This window comes from Xanthomonas axonopodis (genome assembly GCF_001304695.1).
Lineage (GTDB): Bacteria > Pseudomonadota > Gammaproteobacteria > Xanthomonadales > Xanthomonadaceae > Xanthomonas > Xanthomonas axonopodis.
The window spans coordinates 15,784-32,992 of sequence record NZ_JFAQ01000008.1 but is presented as its reverse complement, the minus strand read 5'-3'; the positions used below and the strand labels follow the sequence as shown (position 1 = coordinate 32,992).

The window sequence follows — 17,209 nt, the reverse complement described above, 5'->3', positions numbered from 1 at the left end:
AGTGCAAGGCAATGCGCAGTTTGCCGCAATCCCTGCAATGGCGCTGTGTCTGATGCGGGGGGCAATCAAGGCGCAGTCGTCCGTGGGCGACGTGCCTGCTGCGCCGCGCATCGGCAGCGCCCGCTTGGCCATTGCGCAGCCGTGTCTCGGCCGCGCTTACCCGGCCAGATGTTCTTCGGCGATCCAGGCGCGCAGGCGTTGCCGGTGCGGCTCGGACATGGTCAGGAAGCGGAAGCCCGCCCAGGCCTGCCCGGGTGCGTGTGCGGCTTCGGACCATAGCAGATGCACGCCGACATCGATCTCAGTCGCGCGGCCAACCCGCTCGGGCAGGGAAAAACGCAGCTGGTACAAGGCGTCGTCGTGCAGCGGCACCGAGGCCAACAACAGCATGCCGGTTTCGGACACATTGCCGACCCGGCCGATCTGCGCCTCGCTGAGCATGTCGATGACCGGCAGCAGGTCGGTTGGCTGGCGGCGCGGTGCGCGGCGGGTGTCCTGGATCATGGCTGGGCCTCGGCAACAGGCGACTGGCCGGCCAGGCTGCGCAGCGTGCGCACGGTGGCATGCCAGGCGCGATCGATCAGACGCGATTTTTCTTCCACCACCAAACGTGCCTGTCCGCCGGCCATCAGCCGCGCCAGGCTGTCCAGCGAGTGCTCGCCAACCTTCTGCCCGCGCTGGTTCACGAACAGCGCGTTGCCGGTCATCGGGCTGTACCAGGACAGGCGTTGCCGGCGCAGGTCACCTTGCTGGTTGACCACGAATTCGAACCAGGTGCCGAACGGCAAGCTGCGCACCTGCAGGTAGCACTCCTCTTCGGCAGGTGTGCGCGGCGTGGCCGCCTGTTTGCGCGGCGCGTTGTCGCCCTGGTCGCCAAGCCGCGCGCGTGCCTTGAGCTTGGCGGCAAGCTCGGTGCGCGAGGTCACCTCGTCCTCGCCACACCGTGGTGATACCCCACCTGCAGCAACGCAGTTTCCACGTCGGTGCCCAGTGCGACGTCGGTGGGCTGGCCCTTGCTGCGGCAGGTGACCTCGGCAATGCGTGCGGTCAGCGCCTGGCGTTCGTCCCATTCGGGCGACTGCTCGCCCTGCCGCAGCAAGGTCAGCGTGAGCACGTCCGACCAGGCCTGGCGCAGCAGCGATTGCACAAAGCGCGGCGGCGCGCTTTGTTCGCACAGCTGCTCGATGCGCGCTTCGGCCTGCTGCTTGGCAGATTCCAGCCGCTCCTTGCCGCGCGCAGCATCCACATGCCGCCGCTCGGCCACGTCGGCCTTGCGCGCGAGGGTGCGCAGATGGGTCTGGATGTCGTCGTTGGCCGCGGCGAAAACAGCCTCGTCGCCTTGATAGTCGTTGACGATCTTGTCGACCGCGCTGCCCAGCTTGTGCAGCAGTTGCGGGTTGGCATCGTCCTCGCCCAACCATACGGCACCAGACTCTGCCACGGTGTTGAGCAATTCGCGCACCGGGTGCTGGTCGCGCACGAAAAAATGCGCATCGGCCAGCGCCGCGCGCATCACCGGCACCTGCAACTTGGCCAGCAGTGCCTGGGCGGGAGCCTGCTCGCGCACCTCGCGTTGCATCTGCGCATAGAGCAGGCCGAGCAGGTCGAAGGTGTCGTTGTCCTGCGGCGATAGCGCGGCATCGGGGCCGTGCTGGCGGCGCAGCACCTCCAGCACCTGGCGCTGCACCGCATCGATACCGGATGCGTGTGGCGTTGCTGCCGCCTGCGTGGCCAGCGCACCTTGCAGGCTGGCCAAGGCATCGCCAAGCGCTGCCTTGGGTACCGCAACGGCCGCGCTGTGCTGCGATGCCTGGGCCACAGCGGCGAGCGAGGTGGGAGAGGGCTCCATGACCTCGTGATGGGCGGGCGCCCCCGTGCCTGCATGGCTTGCGTGCACTGCTGCCTGCGACTGCCGTGCCGATGCCATCAAGCCGCCCAGCGCCTGCACTGCATCGCTGAGCGCCGGCGATAGCGCAGGTGGGGCGATTGCCATTGCTGGTGACGCGGCAGCGGGATCCAGCAAGGCGCTCTGCCACGCCGTCGGTGCGGCTTGGCCTGCCCAGCCGGTGGCCGGCCGCGGTGTGCGCGGGCCCGCACCAGGCGTGTTCAGTGCGGCAGCGTCTTTCGACCCGTGCGCCGCTGCCGGTGGTGCACGCCGCGTCTGCACCTGCGTGGGTTTGACCAGATACGGGTGATAGATCAGCCCTGGCAGGATGCCTTCCTGGGCCAGCGCGCTGTTGGCACTTTCGAACAGGTCGCCCAGGCGGTCCATCACCTGACGCTCGAACACCTTGTACAGCGTCAGCTGCCCATCCAGGTTCAGCCCCAGCGTCTGACCGCACTGGCGCACGATGCGGCACAGCGCGTACGGGCCAAGCGGCAATTCTTCCAGCTCGAATTCGGCCACCGCGCCGATCACCGCCAGGCGCTGCGCCAGCAGGTGCAGGGCATCGGCACGCCGCGAGGTTTCGCGACGTGCGATGTCGCTCAATACAATGTCGCGGTCGATATCGGTGTCTTCGACCAGGGTCAGCATCTGTGTTTGCGCAGGCGCATCGGTCAATGGTGTCAGCACCGGGCGCTCACGCAGGCTGGCCAGCGCTTGCGCCAGTTCCTGCAGGAATGCCTGCGGGAAGCGGTCGATGTGGTCGCGCAGGTCGCGCATCTGCGCATAGGTTTCGGCCTGGATCTGGCTATTGCGTGCATGCTCGGCCTGATGCAATAGCTCGCGTTCCAGCTCGACGACGGTCAGCCGCAGCGGTCCGCTCAGCGCCTGCACGCACTGCGCGTGCAGCGTGCCGAGCAGTCGCCGGCCACGCGCGGACACCGGCGCATCGGCAATCGGGCCGCTAACTGCAGGTTGCATGGGAGACACGTGCATGGACATCCGGGGGAGACTGGCTCGGTTCGAAGCGTGAGCTATGTAGCATGTTTTTTCCCTGACCGCGCGGCATCGGCGCGTGCTGGCGCATCCGGCCCGCAATGTGTCAGCTGGTGGTCATGCGGGTATGCGCCAAGGTCGTACGGCCGATCCACGGAGCTGCCGGCGCGCCCAGATCCGCTCACACCTCGCGCACGCGCGTCAGCCAGGCGTGGATGGCGCCTGTGCGCAGGCGCTACATACCGATGCCAAGCGCCCGGCCGCGCGACCTGGCAGCGAACGCAGCTCTTCGCTGCGCTTAGACCAGGAACAACTCGACCACATCATTGGTAAACCGCCGTCCCAACTCGGTCGGCACCATGCGCCCGTCTTGCTGGGTCATCCAGCCCTGTGCCACCGCGCGCGCCAGTGGCGCTTGGATGACGCTGGCCGCAAGGCCGGTCGAGGCCTCGAAATCGCTTAGCCGGAAGCCCTCATGCAGGCGCAGCAGGTTGAGCATGTATTCGAACGGCAGCCGTTCGCTCGGCACGAATTCATCGCCACCGATGGATGCGGCGGTGCCGGCACTGGCCAGATAGCTCTGCGGATGCTTGTGCTTCCAGCGCCGCAGCACGTGCGCTTCGGCACCGGAGCTGATCTTGCCGTGCGCGCCCGCACCGATGCCCAGGTAATCGCCGAATCGCCAGTAGTTGAGGTTGTGCGCGCACTGCCGCCCCGGCTTGGCGTAGGCGCTGACTTCGTATTGTGCGTAGCCGGCGTCGGCCAGCAGGCGTTGGCAGTGTTCCTGGATATCCCAGGCGGCATCGTCTTCGGGAATGCCTTTGGGCGGACGCGCGAAGAACACCGTGTTCGGCTCCAGCGTGAGTTGGTAATGCGACAGGTGCGCCGGCTGCAGCGCGAAGGCGCGCTCCAGGTCGTGCTCGGCCTGCATCAACGTCTGCTCGGGCAGCGCGTACATCAGGTCGATATTGAAATTATCGTAGCCGGCGTCTTGCGCCATTTTGATCGCGCGCTCGGCCTCGGCGCTGTCGTGAATGCGGCCAAGTCGCTGCAGCGCCACGTCGTCGAAGGTCTGCACGCCGAAGCTCAGGCGGTTGACGCCAGCAGCGCGGTAGGGCTCGAAACGGCCGTGCTCGGCGGTGCCAGGATTGGTTTCCAGGGTGATTTCAAGATTCGGCGCAAAACGCAGCCGCGCCGCTGCTGCCTGCAGGAAGCGGTCGATTGCCTGCGGTGGAAAAAGGCTGGGCGTGCCGCCGCCGAAGAACACCGAATGCACCACGCGACCCCAGACCAATGGCAGGTCCACATCCAGGTCGCGGATCAGCGCGTCCACGTACTCCTCGAACGGCAATGCGCCCTTGGCCGCATGCGAATTGAAATCGCAGTACGGGCATTTGCGCACGCACCAGGGGAGGTGCACGTAGAGCGACAGCGGCGGCGGAATCAGCTGGGGCATTACGCGAGGTGTGCCTTACAGTGACATCGCATGCAGCTTGTGCTGCAGCGTGGCCAGGGCGACCGCACGATGGCTGAGGCGGTTCTTCAACGCGGAGTCCATCTCCGCGGCGGTCAGTCCATACACCGGATCCAGAAACACCGGGTTGTAGCCGAAACCGCCATCGCCGCGCGGTTCGGTAGTGATCACCCCTTCCCAGCTGCCTTCGGCGATCAGCGGCTGCGGATCTTCCGGATGCCGCAGCAACACGATCACCGCGTAAAACCGTGCGCTGCGGCGATCGGTCGGAACCTCGTGCATCGCGTCGAGCAACTTGGCGTTGTTGGCCAGCGCGTTGGTCGGGCTGCCGGCATAGCGCGCGCTGTACAGACCGGGTGCGCCATCCAATGCATCCACGATCAGCCCCGAGTCATCGGCCAGGGCCGGCAAACCGGTCACCGCGCTGGCATGGCGCGCCTTGATCAGTGCGTTCTCGACGAAGGTCAGGCCGGTCTCCGGCACGTCTTCCACGCCCAATTCGCCTTGCGCGACGATGCGCAGCGGCAGGCCGGCGAGCATGGCGCGCAGTTCTTCCAATTTGCCGGCGTTGCCGCTGGCCAGGACCAGTTGTTTCATTGCTTGGGCTCCAGCAGATCCCACTTGGCGCCGTACAGATCGCGAAATACCACGACCGTGCCGTACGGCTCTTCGCGCGGGGTTTCCAGAAATTCCACGCCGAATGCCTGCATGGCCGCGTGGTCGCGCCAGAAGTCATCGGTGTAGAGAAAGTGATCCACCCACCCACCGGTCTGGTCGCCGATGCGCGCGCGTTGCGCGGCGTCGGCCGGCTGCGCCAGCAGCAGGGCGACATCGTCTGAACCGCCCGGGCCGATCACGACCCAGCGCTTGCCGTCATCGAGCGGACGATCCTGCAGCACGTGGAAACCCAGCGCGCCGGTGTACCAGGCAATGGCCGCATCGTAATCGACAACCAGTGACGTGGTCAGCGCGATGCGACGGCTCATCCGGCCAGCGCAGCGCGTTGCAGTGCGAACAACTCGCCCATGCCCTTTTCGGCCAGGGCAAGCAGCGCGTTGAGCTCGTCGCGACGGAAGGCATGGCCTTCGGCCGTGCCCTGCAGCTCGATGAAGCCGCCGCCGTCGTTCATCACCACATTCATGTCGGTATCGCAGTCGCTGTCTTCCGGATAATCCAGGTCCAGCACCGGTTCACCGCGATAGATGCCGACCGACACCGCAGCCACCGCGCCGATCAGCGGGTGCTTCTTGATGTCGCCGCGCTTGATCAGCAGGTTCACCGCATCGGCCAGCGCCACGTACGCACCGGTGATGGCCGCGGTGCGGGTGCCGCCATCAGCTTGCAGCACGTCGCAGTCCAGCGTGACGGTGCGCTCGCCCAGCGCATTGCGGTCCACGCAGGCGCGCAATGCACGGCCGATCAGGCGCTGGATTTCCAGCGTGCGTGCGCCCTGCTTGCCGCGTGCGGCTTCGCGGTCGGAACGGGTGTGGGTAGAGCGCGGCAACATGCCGTATTCGGCGGTGACCCAGCCTTCGCCCTTGCCGCGCAGGAAGCCCGGCACGCGGTTTTCCACGCTGGCGGTGCACAGCACGCGGGTGTCGCCGAAGCTGACCTGCACCGAGCCTTCGGCATGGCGGGTGAAGGCGCGTTCGATGCGCACCGGGCGCAGCTGGTCGGCCGTGCGGCCGCTGGGACGGGAAAAGGTCATGCAATGAGTCCGGAAGTCGGGAGGTGGGTCTGGCGCCACTGCGCAGCGTGCAGGCAGCCGGCAAGGGCCGCTAGGGTACCATTCGCGCTTTGACGGCACGGGATTGACGATGATCCGAAGCATGACCGCGTTTGCTGGCGGCGAACACATCACACCCTGGGGCACGCTCGGTTGCGAGCTGCGCTCGGTCAACCACCGCTTTCTGGAAGTGGGTGTGCGTCTGCCCGAGGAACTGCGTGCGCTGGAACCGCTGCTGCGCGAGCGCGTGGCGGCAAAAAACAGCCGTGGCAAGCTGGATCTGACCCTGCGCCTGCGCGCGCCCGACAATGCGCAAACGCTGGCGGTCAACGAATCGCTGCTCCAGCAATTGGGTGCGCTGGCCACGCGGCTGGATGGCCTGTTCCCCAAATTGCAGGTCGGCTTCACCGACCTGCTGCAGCTGCCCGGCGTGCTGCAGGTGCAGGACGTGGATGCCCCCGCGTTGCAGGCACAGGCGCTGGCGTTGCTGGAAGAAGTGGTGGGCAGCTTCGTGATCGCGCGCGAGCGCGAGGGCGCCAAGCTGGCCGAGGCGATCAGCGAACGGGTGGATGCCATCGAACGCATCGCCGCCGAGGTGCGTGTGCTGATTCCGGTGATTCGCGAAGGTCAGCGCGCCAAGCTGGCCGCGCGCCTGGCCGATCTGCCACATCCGGTCGACCCGGGCCGTGCCGAGCAGGAGCTGGTGCTGTGGCTGCAGAAGCTGGATGTGGACGAGGAGCTGGACCGCCTGTCCAGCCACATTGCCGAAATCCGCCGCGTGCTCAAGCAGCGCGAGCCGGTCGGTCGCCGCCTGGACTTCCTGCTGCAGGAATTCAACCGCGAAGCCAATACGCTGGGCTCCAAGTCGGTGGACAGCCGCACCTCCAATGCCGCCGTGGATCTGAAGGTGTTGATCGACCAGATCCGCGAGCAGGTGCAGAACATCGAGTAGCCGGGAGTGGGGATTCGGGATTCGAGATGTGGCAGCTGCCAGTTCCGGATGTCTGCGGGCTGCGGCCAATGCCGGTAGCATGTCGACCCCGGTGGTACCGGTCCGCAGTCTGTTTGCGAATCCCGACTCCCCAATCCCGAATCCCTGATCCTATGCGCGGCACTCTCTACATCGTTGCGGCCCCCTCGGGCGCTGGCAAGAGCAGCATCGTCAACGCCACCCTGGCACGCGACCCGAAGATCGCCCTGTCGATCTCGTTCACCTCGCGCGCGCCGCGGCCGGGCGAACGGCATGCCGAGCACTACCATTTCGTCTCCGCCGACGAGTTCCAGGGCATGATCGAGGCGGGCGATTTCTTCGAATACGCACTGGTGCATGGCGACTGGAAGGGCACTGCGCGGCAGTCGGTGGAGCCGCAGCTGGCCGCCGGCCACGACGTCCTGCTGGAAATCGATTGGCAGGGCGCTCGCCAGGTGCGCCAGAAGGTGCCCGATGCGGTCAGCGTGTTCATCCTGCCGCCGTCGCGCCAGGCGCTGGACGAGCGCATGCGCAAGCGCGGACAGGACAGCGAAGATGTCATGGCGCAACGCCTGGCCGCCGCCCGTGAAGAAATGCTGCATTTCGAAGAGTTCGATTACGTGATCATCAACGAGACCTTCGATACGGCGGTTTCGGAGATGTGCGCCATCTTCACCGCCAGCCGGCTGCGGCGGCAGGCGCAACAGCAGCGGCACGCCGGCTTGATCCAGGCGCTGCTGGATTAAGCGCCGCTGGCAGGGCGGGGTTGATCACCCGGCGGGCGCCGCCGCCGGGCCGACCGCATCTACCACGCGTGGACTACGGTTCTGAACCCGCCGGCTGCAGCGACGCTCAGGACGGTTTCCTGATCGTTGCAAGCAGCTCAAACCGCTGATTCCAAAGGAAACTGAATGGGTGCCGGTTGCTGTGGCGCCGGCCGGAGCGTACACTCCTCCCCCTTTACCTCATTCGATGCGCGGCCGTTGCTGGTCGCCGGGAGCCCGCATGGCCCGCATTACCGTAGAAGATTGCCTGGAAGTCGTGAACAACCGTTTCGAGCTGGTCATGATGGCCTCCAAGCGCGCCCGTCAGCTCGCCAACGGCGTGCAGTCGCTGATCGAGAATGCCGACGCCAGCGACAAGCCCACCGTGATGGCACTGCGCGAGATCGCCGCACGGCGGATCGACAACGCGCTGATCGATGAAGTCGAGAAGGCCGAACGCGAACGCGCCGAGCGCGAAGCGCTGGAATGGGCCGCCGCCGAAGTGGTCGCCGACGAAGACATGTCCAAGAACGACGATTGATTTCCAGCATCGCTGCGATCGATCAGAACAGCCCGCCTCGGCGCGGGCTGTTTTCGTTTTCGGTCCCGGCAATACGCCTGCGTGTGCAAATGTTTGCCGAGACTGCACGGCTGGAATAGTCTTCGGGCATGAACCCAGGCCCCACTGCCCAGGCGACTGTCGTGACGTCTCCGTCTTCCGACCAGGCCATCCCCGACTACGTCCTGCATCTCGAACGCGCGGCCAGCTACCTGCCCAAGGACCAACTGCCGATCCTGCGCCGTGCCTGGGAAGTGGGTGCCACCGCGCATGCCGGGCAGACCCGCAAGTCGGGCGAGCCGTACATCACCCACCCGGTGGCGGTGGCTGGCGTGCTGGCCGAGCTGGGTCTGGATATGGAATCGCTGATCGCCGCAATCTTGCACGACACCATTGAAGATACGCCGCTGACGCGCGAAGAACTGGCGTCCGAGTTCGGCGAGGCGGTGGCCGAGCTGGTCGATGGCGTTACCAAGCTGGACAAGCTCAAGTTCCGCGACCGCCAGGAAGCGGCGGCGGAAAGCTTCCGCAAGATGCTGCTGGCGATGTCGCGCGATCTGCGCGTGATCATGATCAAGCTGGCCGACCGCCTGCACAACATGCGCACGCTCGGCGCACAGAGCACCGAGGCACGCGGCCGCATCGCACGCGAGACGCTGGAGATCTACGCACCCATCGCGCAGCGGCTGGGCATGAGCCTGATCAAGTCCGAACTGCAGAATCTGGGCTTCCGCGCGTTGTATCCGTGGCGCCACGCCATCATCGAAAAACACATCCGCAGCCAGCCGGTGGTGCGCCGCGAATCGATGGCGCAAGTGGAAGTGCAACTGAGCCAGCGGCTGGCAAAGGAAGGCCTGGAGCATCGGCTGGTCAGCCGCATCAAGACGCCCTGGAGCATCTATTCCAAGATGCACGAAGAGAACAAGTCCTTCGACCAGGTGATGGACGTGTTCGGCTTCCGCCTGGTGGTGCGCACGGTGGCCGATTGCTATCACGCCCTCGGCGCGGTGCACGCCAGCTTCAAGCCACTGGACGGGCGCTTCCGCGATTTCATCGCGATCCCCAAGGCCAACGGCTATCAGTCGCTGCACACCGTGTTGTTCGGGCCGTACGGCTCGCCGATCGAAGTACAGATCCGCACCGAAGAAATGGACCTGATCGCCGAACGTGGCGTGGCAGCGCATTGGACCTACAAGGTTGGCTCGGCCTCGCCCAACAGCGCGCAGAGCCGTGCGCACGACTGGATCGTGGAACTGATCGACTCGCAGCGCGCCGCCGGCTCGTCGCTTGAGTTCCTGGACAACGTCAAGGTCGACCTGTTTCCGGACGAGGTCTATCTGTTCACGCCCAAGGGCAAGATCCTGGCGTTGCCGCGCAATTCCACCGCGCTGGATTTCGCCTACGCGGTGCATACCGACGTGGGCAATCGCGCCGTGGCCTCGCGCGTGGACAAAAAGCTGGTGCCGCTGCGCACCAAGCTGGTCAGCGGGCAGGCGGTGGAGATCATCACCGCACGCTCGGCCACGCCCAAGCCGCAGTGGCTGGAATTTGTGGTCAGCAGCAAGGCGCGCACCGCCATCCGGCATCAGCTCAAGCAACTCGAGCACGAAGATGCCGTGCAGTTGGGCCACCGCATGCTGGACCGCGCGCTGGAGGCGATGGACTCCTCGCTGGAACGGCTGCCCAAGGGCCGCCTGGACGCCTTCCTTGCCGAGCACCGCTACCCGCGTCTGGAAGCGCTGCTGGCCGATGTGGCGCTTGGCAACTGGATGCCCAATCAGGCCGCGCAGGCACTGATGGCCTACGCAGAATTGCGTGGCGGTGGCCTGTCCAAACATTCGCACGAGAAGATCCTGATCGACGGCAGCGAGCGCGGCGTGATCAGTTTCGCCAATTGCTGCCAGCCGATTCCCGGCGACGAGATCATGGGCTATCACACCGCTGGCAAGGGCATCGTGGTGCACCGCCTGGACTGCCCGAACCTGGCCGAACTGCGCAAATCGCCCGAGCGTTGGGTGCCGATCGACTGGGACTCCAACGTGACCGGCGACTACGACACCGCGCTGGTGGTCGAAGTGGAAAACCGCACCGGCGTGCTGGCGCAGCTGGCGGCCGCCATCGCGCAGAGTCAGTCCAATATCGAGCGCGTGGACTATCTGGACCGCGACTTCAACGCAGCCGTGTTGCGCTTCAATATCCAGGTGCGCGACCGCCGCCACTTGGCCGAGGTGATGCGCCGGCTACGGCGTCTGCACGTGGTGCAGAGCGTCGGACGCCAGTAGCGCCTGGCGCGCGCGCAACAGTCGAGCAAATTCGCACAAAGGCCTAAACTGCGGCCACCCTTTGCAGTGGAGTGTCCATGTCCCAGATCATCCATACCGACCAGGCGCCTGCCGCCATCGGCCCGTATTCGCAGGCCGTGCGTGCCGGCAACACCGTGTATTTCTCCGGGCAGATCCCGCTGGACCCGGCCACCGGCGAGATCGTGCCGGGCGACATCGGTGTGCAGGCACGCCGTGCATTCGACAACCTCAAGGCGGTGGCCGAAGCGGCCGGCGGCTCGCTCGACAAGATCGTGCGCCTGGGCCTGTATCTGACCGACCTGGGGCAGTTCGCTGCCGTCAACGCGGTGATGCAGGAATATTTCCAGGCGCCGTTCCCGGCGCGTTCGACCATCGAAGTCTCCGGTCTGCCCAAGGGCGTCGGCTTCGAAGTCGATGCGGTGATGGTGATCGAGTGATCCTGCGCCGCTGATCGGTCGTGTCGCGCACGCGCGTCGTCACGCCGAGCCTGGCCGTCGCCGGCCAGGCTCGGCTGTCCAGCCTGCCTGGTGTCGGCCCGAAACTGGCCGACAAGTTTGCTGCGCGCGGCATCCTGAGCGTGCAGGACCTATGGCTGCATCTGCCGCTGCGTTACGAAGACCGCACGCGCTTGACCACCATCGCGCAGCTGCAAGGTGGCGTGCCGGCGCAGATCGAAGGGCGTGTGGAGGCTGTGGAGCGGGGCTTCCGCTTTCGGCCGGTGCTGCGCGTGGCAGTGTCCGACGCGTCGCACGGTACGCTGGTGCTGCGCTTCTTTCATTTTCGTGCGGCGCAGGTGGCGCAGTTTGCGGTCGGCACGCGAGTGCGCGTGTTCGGCACACCCAAGCCCGGCCAGCACGGCTGGGAAATCGTGCACCCCAGTTACCGCGTGCTCGCGCCAGACGAAGATGCCGGGTTGGGCGACAGTCTGGATCCGGTGTATCCGGCGCTCGAAGGTGTTGGCCCGGCGACGTTGCGCAAGCTCATCGGCCAGGCGTTGGAGCGTCTGCCGCCCGAAAGTGCGCTGGAATTGTTGCCGCCGCACTGGCTGCAGGACGAGCGACTGCCGTCGTTGCGCGCGGCCTTGCTCACCATGCATCGCCCACCGGTCGGTACGGATCCGCAGCAATTGCTCGCCGGAGGCCACCCGGCCCAGCAGCGCCTGGCGATCGAGGAATTGCTGGCACATCAACTCAGCCTGCGCCGGCAACGCATCGCATTGCAGCGTCTACATGCGCCCAGCCTGCCTGGCAACGGCACGTTGGTGCAGCAATTGCGCAAGGCGCTGCCATTCCAGCTGACCGGCGCGCAACAACGCGTGTTCGAGCAGATTGCGCATGACCTTGCGCAACCCTCGCCGATGTTGCGGCTGGTCCAGGGCGATGTCGGCAGCGGCAAGACCGTGGTCGCCGCACTGGCGGCAATGTTGGCGGTGGAGCAGGGCAAGCAGGTCGCACTCGCCGCGCCCACCGAGTTGCTGGCCGAGCAGCACCTCGCCAATCTGCGCGGCTGGTTGGAGCCCTTGGGCATCCGCATCGTCTGGCTGGCAGGCAAGGTCACCGGCAAGGCGCGCGCTGCCGTGATGGCCGAGGTCGCCTCCGGTCAGGCGCAGGTCGTGGTCGGCACGCATGCGTTGATGCAGGAAGCGGTGGTCTTCCATGATCTGGCGTTGGCCATCATCGACGAGCAACACCGCTTCGGCGTGCATCAGCGCCTTGCGCTGCGCGACAAGGGCGCGGCGGCGGGCAGCGTGCCGCATCAATTGGTGATGACCGCCACGCCCATTCCGCGCACGTTGGCGATGTCGGCTTACGCAGATCTGGACGTTTCGGCCATCGACGAATTGCCGCCTGGCCGCATGCCGGTGCAGACGATCGTGCTGAGTACGGAGCGCCGGCCCGAGTTGGTCGAACGCATCCGCGCCGCCTGCGCCGAAGGGCGGCAGGCGTATTGGGTGTGCACGCTGATCGAAGAGAGCGAAGAGCCCGAGAAAGGTGCGCAAGGCCAGCAAGGTGGGCCGCCACGCATCGAAGCGCAGGCCGCCGAAGTCACCTTCGAGGCCTTGTCGGCGCAGTTGCCGGGCGTACGGGTGGCGCTGGTGCACGGGCGCATGAAGCCGGCCGAAAAACAGAAGGCTATGCTGGATTTCAAGCAAGGCCGCAGCGACCTGCTGGTGGCCACCACCGTGATCGAAGTCGGCGTGGACGTGCCTAACGCATCGTTGATGATCATCGAAAATGCCGAGCGGCTGGGCCTGGCCCAATTGCATCAGTTGCGCGGTCGGGTCGGGCGTGGCGCAACTGCCTCCAGTTGCGTGCTGCTGTACCAGTCACCCTTGTCGATGATGGCGCGCCAGCGTCTGGAGACCATGCGCCAAACCAACGATGGTTTCGTGATCGCGGAGAAGGATTTGGAATTGCGCGGCCCGGGCGAATTGCTGGGCACCCGGCAAACCGGTCTGGCCAGTTTCCGCATTGCCGATCTGGCACGCGACGCCGGGCTGTTGCCGCGCGTGCAGGTACTGGCCGAGCGGCTGTTGGACGAAGCGCCGGAAATCGCCGACCGCGTTGTCGAACGCTGGATCGGCGGAGCGGTGCGGTATGCGGCCGCTTGAGCGGCCGGGAATCGAGAATCGGGATTGGGCAATCGTAAAAGCGCGATTGCTGCGACCTGGGCGTCGCTGATTCGCTTGGCCGGCCGATCCTTGCGAAGATGCGGCAACGAATCCCGAATGCCCAACCTCGAATCTCATGATTGACAAGATACCGCTGCTGATCGACACCGACCCTGGCGTGGACGACGCCTTGGCGCTGCTGATGGCCTTTAACGACCCACGCCATGAGGTCGTTGGCCTGACCATCGCCGCCGGTAATGTCGGCCTGCAGCACACCGTGCGCAACGCCTTGAAGGTCTGCGAGATCGCTGGCCGCACCGATGTGCCGGTCTACGCCGGTTGCCCGCAGCCGTTGCTGCACCCATCGGTGAATGCAGCGCACGTGCACGGTCTTGATGGATTCGGCGATGTGGGCCTGGCACCGGCCAAGCGCACTGCCGAGGCCGAACACGCCGCGCTCGCCATCCTGCGTCTGTCGCACGTATACGCCGGCAAGCTGCTGCTGGTGGCGCTCGGCCCACTGACCAATCTCGCCCTGGCGCTCACCCTGGATCCGACCCTGCCGCAGCGCGTGTCGCGCCTGGTGGTGATGGGCGGGGCGTTGACCGGGCACGGCAATATCACCGCCGCGGCCGAGTTCAATATCGGTTTCGACCCGGAAGCGGCGCATATCGTGTTCGGCGGTTTTCCGCAGTTCGACGTGGCCGATTGGGAAGCCACCATTGCGCACGGCCTGCTGCACCGGGACGTGGAGCAATGGCTGGCGGCCGATTCTGCCCGCACCCGGTTCTACGAGGAGATCTCGCGCAAGACCCGGCTGTGGTCCGAAGACAGCCGCGGCGAGTACTGGTACGCCGCCGACGCGCTGGCAATGGCGTTCGCACTCCACCCGGAAGGCGCGCAGCAGCTGGAACAGCGCCCGGTACACATCGAACTGTCCGGTGCGCATACCCGTGGCATGACCTTGGTGGACTGGAACCGGCAGGGCGGGGCGCCCGACAATGCCAATCTGCTGCTGGCCTATGACATTCAGCAGTTCTACGGGCTGGTGGGGGCCGCCCTGGCAGCGGGCTGAGCGACCTTGCGCCGGCTGCCTGGGCGCAGCTATAATGCCCGGCTTATCCAGGCAGCCCGGCGCCAAGTCCATGAAAGATAACGTTCATCCCAACTACAAAGACGTCGTCTTTCACGACGTGACGTCTGATTTCAAGATTCTGACCCGTTCCACCATGACCTCGAAAGAGACCGTGAAGTGGGAAGACGGCCAGGAATATCCGCTGATCAAGGTGGAAATTTCCTCGTCCTCGCACCCGTTCTATACCGGCAAGCACAAGGTGATCGACACCGGCGGCCGTATCGACAAGTTCCAGAAGCGCTACGCGCGCTGAACTTGCAGGACGGGCTGTACCGGCAGCGGCCGCGCATTGCGCGGCTGTTGTTTTTTGGGCCGCTGAGCGCTTCCCTTGCATGCTTGGTGCGACGCGTCTACGACTTCTGTCCAAGCGACGGCCAAAATGCTGCTATGCGATAATGGCCTGATCCGAGGCGATGCCTTGGACTTCCATCACGTGCCTGCCCATGTGGGATCAGGCGCCTTCCACTGAAGGAGCGTACACAGTGTCCGATCTTGATCAGGTCACGCTCAACGCCGGCGAAAAGTCGGTCGTTTTGCCGGTTCTCAAGCCCACGCTTGGCAATGACTGCGTCGATATCTCAAAGCTGACCAAAGAAACCGGTCTGTTCACCTACGACTCGGGCTTCACCGCCACCGCCAGCTGCAAGTCGGCCATCACCTATATCGATGGCGACAACGGCGTGTTGCTGTATCGCGGCTACCCGATCGAACAGTTGGCCGAAAAGTCCAGCTTCCTTGAGGTCTCGTACCTGCTGATGAACGGCGAACTGCCGACGGCGGACGAATTCAAGAAGTTCGACCACGAAGTGACGCATCACACGATGATGCACGAGTCGCTGAAGAACTTCCTCGGTGGTTTCCGCCATGATGCGCACCCGATGGCCATGCTGGCCGGCTCGGTCGCTTCGCTGTCGGCGTTCTACCACGATACCCTGGACCTCAACGATCCGGAGCAGCGCCGTCAGGCCGCCATCCGTCTGATCGCCAAGGTGCCGACCCTGGCTGCGGCTGCGTACCGCTATTCGATCGGCTGGCCGATCCGCTACCCGCGCAACAACCTGAACTACGTCGACCGCTTCCTGCACATGATGTTCGAAGTGCCGAGCGAGCCGCTGGAGATCAATCCGGTCGTTGCCAAGGCCCTGGACCTGCTGTTCATCCTGCACGCCGATCACGAGCAGAACGCCTCGACCTCGACCGTGCGTCTGGTCGGCTCGACCGGTGCCAACCCGTACGCGTCGGTCGCCGCCGGTATCACCGCGCTGTGGGGTCCGGCACACGGTGGCGCCAACGAAGCCGTGCTGAAGATGCTGGAAGAGATCGGTACCGCCGACAACGTCGAATCCGCCGTGGCCAAGGCCAAGGACAAGAATTCCTCGTTCCGTCTGATGGGCTTCGGTCACCGCGTCTACAAGAACTTCGACCCGCGTGCCAAGATCATCCGTGAGATGACCCATAAGGTGCTGGGCGAGCTGGGCGTCAACGACCTACTGCTGGAAGTGGCGCTGAAGCTGGAAGAGGCCGCGCTGAAGGACGACTATTTCGTGCAGCGCAAGCTGTACCCGAACGTCGACTTCTACTCGGGCATCATCTACAAGGCGCTCAATATCCCGGTGGAAATGTTCACCGTGATGTTCGCCATCGCCCGTACCGCAGGCTGGGTGTCGCATTGGCTGGAACAGCAGGTCGACCCGGAAATGAAGATCGGCCGTCCGCGCCAGATCTACACCGGTTACGACAAGCGCGATTACACCGACAGCACCAGGCGCTGATCGGTCGACGCGTACCTGCGTAAACGAGAGCGCCCCGCATTGCGGGGCGTTTGCATTTGAATAGTTGCGCGGTGGTCGATTTTCCAACAAAGCGTGACGCTGTCGTGGCGAGTGGCAACCGGCAACCGGCGACCATGGCACGGCGGTGCGTCCAGTAGTACTGGGCCCGAATAAAACGAAATAAAACGAACACTGCCGCAGTGGTGTCGTAATGCCGACTTGGAGACGTACGCTCGCCCGGGTAGGCAAGCTCCGCGTCATATGATCGGCTCAGCGCAGCAGTGGTGAGCCGTCGGCACTGTCGCCGTCTGTCAGCAACTGTCGCACCTGCGCGGCCGACGCACGTGGCATCGGCTTTTCGTCCAGCTGCGATAGCGGCGCCTGCCGCAGCGCGTCGTAGGGCAGCACGGTGAGGTCGAAGGTGAGGTCTTCGGCGCTGAACAGCCACACCGGAAACTCGCCGTTGCGCTCGCGATCCAAACGCAATCGTCGCGTACGCGATTCGGCCGGAATGCGGTGCTCTTCCAGAAACCGCTGCACCGCATCCGCATCGTCGCTGTGCAACTGCAGGTGCACCGGTGCATTGGCGTCGGCGGTGCCGTCCAGCACCGGGCCGGTCAGCCGTGGCTGGAAGGGGCTGAGAAACTCAAGTGCCCGCAACGCGGCTTCGCGACGTTGGCGCAGACGCGCACCGTGCGCAGGTCCGGCGAACAGGCGCTGGTACTCGCGCAACGCATCCTCGATCTCGCGATTGCGTGGCAGCGAAGCATCGTCATGAATGCCGAGCCGGCTGGCAGCCTTGAGCTTGGCTTGATGGAAATCGCGGATGCCGCCTTCGGCCATCAGGCGTGCGGCTTCGTGCGCCAGGCGATGGCGACGTTCCCGGGTTCGTGTATCGGCGTGCGCGCGTGCGTGATGCATGACCGGGCTCCCCTAATGAACCTGATCTGGACTCTACAACAGCTGCATGAAGACATGGCGAATGCGTCATGCTGTCGCAAAGGAACGATCACG

At 65.2% G+C, this 17,209-nt stretch carries 15 protein-coding genes and 1 pseudogene; 9 read left to right on the top strand and 7 right to left on the bottom strand.

Features of this window, described 5'->3' with window-relative positions:
- Positions 1-156: 156 nt before the first annotated feature.
- From XAXN_RS00440 to rph, 6 genes and pseudogenes are all read right to left on the bottom strand, one after another.
- On the bottom strand, positions 157-504 hold the full coding sequence (locus tag XAXN_RS00440; RefSeq protein ID WP_008575819.1) for a PilZ domain-containing protein: 348 nt from the start codon (positions 502-504) through the stop codon (positions 157-159).
- Positions 501-2,887 (bottom strand): annotated as a pseudogene (locus XAXN_RS00435) (DUF1631 domain-containing protein). The gene XAXN_RS00440 and the pseudogene XAXN_RS00435 overlap by 4 nt, the downstream one beginning before the upstream one ends.
- 292 nt (positions 2,888-3,179) lie before the next feature.
- Entirely contained in the window at positions 3,180-4,337 is a 1,158-nt protein-coding gene (hemW, locus tag XAXN_RS00430) for a radical SAM family heme chaperone HemW (RefSeq protein ID WP_054318086.1), read from the bottom strand.
- A 15-nt stretch (positions 4,338-4,352) separates the two neighbouring features.
- The gene (gene rdgB / locus XAXN_RS00425) at positions 4,353-4,952 is read right to left on the bottom strand and encodes an RdgB/HAM1 family non-canonical purine NTP pyrophosphatase (protein ID WP_054318085.1); all 600 of its coding nucleotides are present in this window, start codon (positions 4,950-4,952) and stop codon (positions 4,353-4,355) included.
- The gene (locus tag XAXN_RS00420; protein ID WP_054318084.1) at positions 4,949-5,341 is read right to left on the bottom strand and encodes a VOC family protein; all 393 of its coding nucleotides are present in this window, start codon (positions 5,339-5,341) and stop codon (positions 4,949-4,951) included. Before XAXN_RS00420 ends, rdgB begins: the two co-directional genes overlap by 4 nt.
- A complete protein-coding gene (rph, locus tag XAXN_RS00415; RefSeq protein WP_054318083.1) occupies positions 5,338-6,063 on the bottom strand; it encodes a ribonuclease PH in 726 nt (241 codons plus the stop codon). The genes XAXN_RS00420 and rph overlap by 4 nt, the downstream gene beginning before the upstream one ends.
- Positions 6,064-6,172: 109 nt before the next feature.
- Here rph and XAXN_RS00410 point away from each other — a divergent pair, with 109 nt between their 5' ends.
- The 9 genes from XAXN_RS00410 (at position 6,173) to XAXN_RS00370 (ending at position 16,195) form a co-directional block, all read left to right on the top strand.
- Positions 6,173-7,033: a YicC/YloC family endoribonuclease gene (locus XAXN_RS00410; RefSeq protein ID WP_054318082.1), complete on the top strand. Its 861-nt coding sequence runs from the start codon at positions 6,173-6,175 to the stop codon at positions 7,031-7,033.
- Between the two features lie 152 nt (positions 7,034-7,185).
- Entirely contained in the window at positions 7,186-7,797 is a 612-nt protein-coding gene (gene gmk / locus XAXN_RS00405) for a guanylate kinase (protein WP_005996765.1), read from the top strand.
- Positions 7,798-8,056: 259 nt separating this feature from the next.
- Positions 8,057-8,356: a DNA-directed RNA polymerase subunit omega gene (gene rpoZ, locus XAXN_RS00400; protein WP_054318081.1), complete on the top strand. Its 300-nt coding sequence runs from the start codon at positions 8,057-8,059 to the stop codon at positions 8,354-8,356.
- 128 nt (positions 8,357-8,484) lie between these two features.
- Positions 8,485-10,656, top strand: a complete 2,172-nt coding sequence (locus XAXN_RS00395; protein ID WP_042823538.1) for a RelA/SpoT family protein — start codon at positions 8,485-8,487, stop codon at positions 10,654-10,656.
- 77 nt (positions 10,657-10,733) lie between these two features.
- Positions 10,734-11,114: a RidA family protein gene (locus tag XAXN_RS00390; protein ID WP_054318080.1), complete on the top strand. Its 381-nt coding sequence runs from the start codon at positions 10,734-10,736 to the stop codon at positions 11,112-11,114.
- Positions 11,115-11,134: 20 nt separating this feature from the next.
- The gene (gene recG, locus XAXN_RS00385) at positions 11,135-13,288 is read left to right on the top strand and encodes an ATP-dependent DNA helicase RecG (protein WP_054318079.1); all 2,154 of its coding nucleotides are present in this window, start codon (positions 11,135-11,137) and stop codon (positions 13,286-13,288) included.
- A 136-nt stretch (positions 13,289-13,424) separates the two neighbouring features.
- Positions 13,425-14,363, top strand: a complete 939-nt coding sequence (locus XAXN_RS00380; RefSeq protein ID WP_054318078.1) for a nucleoside hydrolase — start codon at positions 13,425-13,427, stop codon at positions 14,361-14,363.
- Between the two features lie 70 nt (positions 14,364-14,433).
- Positions 14,434-14,676, top strand: a complete 243-nt coding sequence (locus tag XAXN_RS00375) for a type B 50S ribosomal protein L31 (protein ID WP_005911911.1) — start codon at positions 14,434-14,436, stop codon at positions 14,674-14,676.
- A gap of 229 nt (positions 14,677-14,905) precedes the next feature.
- A complete protein-coding gene (locus XAXN_RS00370; RefSeq protein WP_054318077.1) occupies positions 14,906-16,195 on the top strand; it encodes a citrate synthase in 1,290 nt (429 codons plus the stop codon).
- A gap of 270 nt (positions 16,196-16,465) precedes the next feature.
- Here XAXN_RS00370 and XAXN_RS00365 read toward each other — a convergent pair whose 3' ends face one another.
- A complete protein-coding gene (locus XAXN_RS00365) occupies positions 16,466-17,116 on the bottom strand; it encodes a hypothetical protein (protein WP_042823532.1) in 651 nt (216 codons plus the stop codon).
- Positions 17,117-17,209 lie beyond the last annotated feature (93 nt).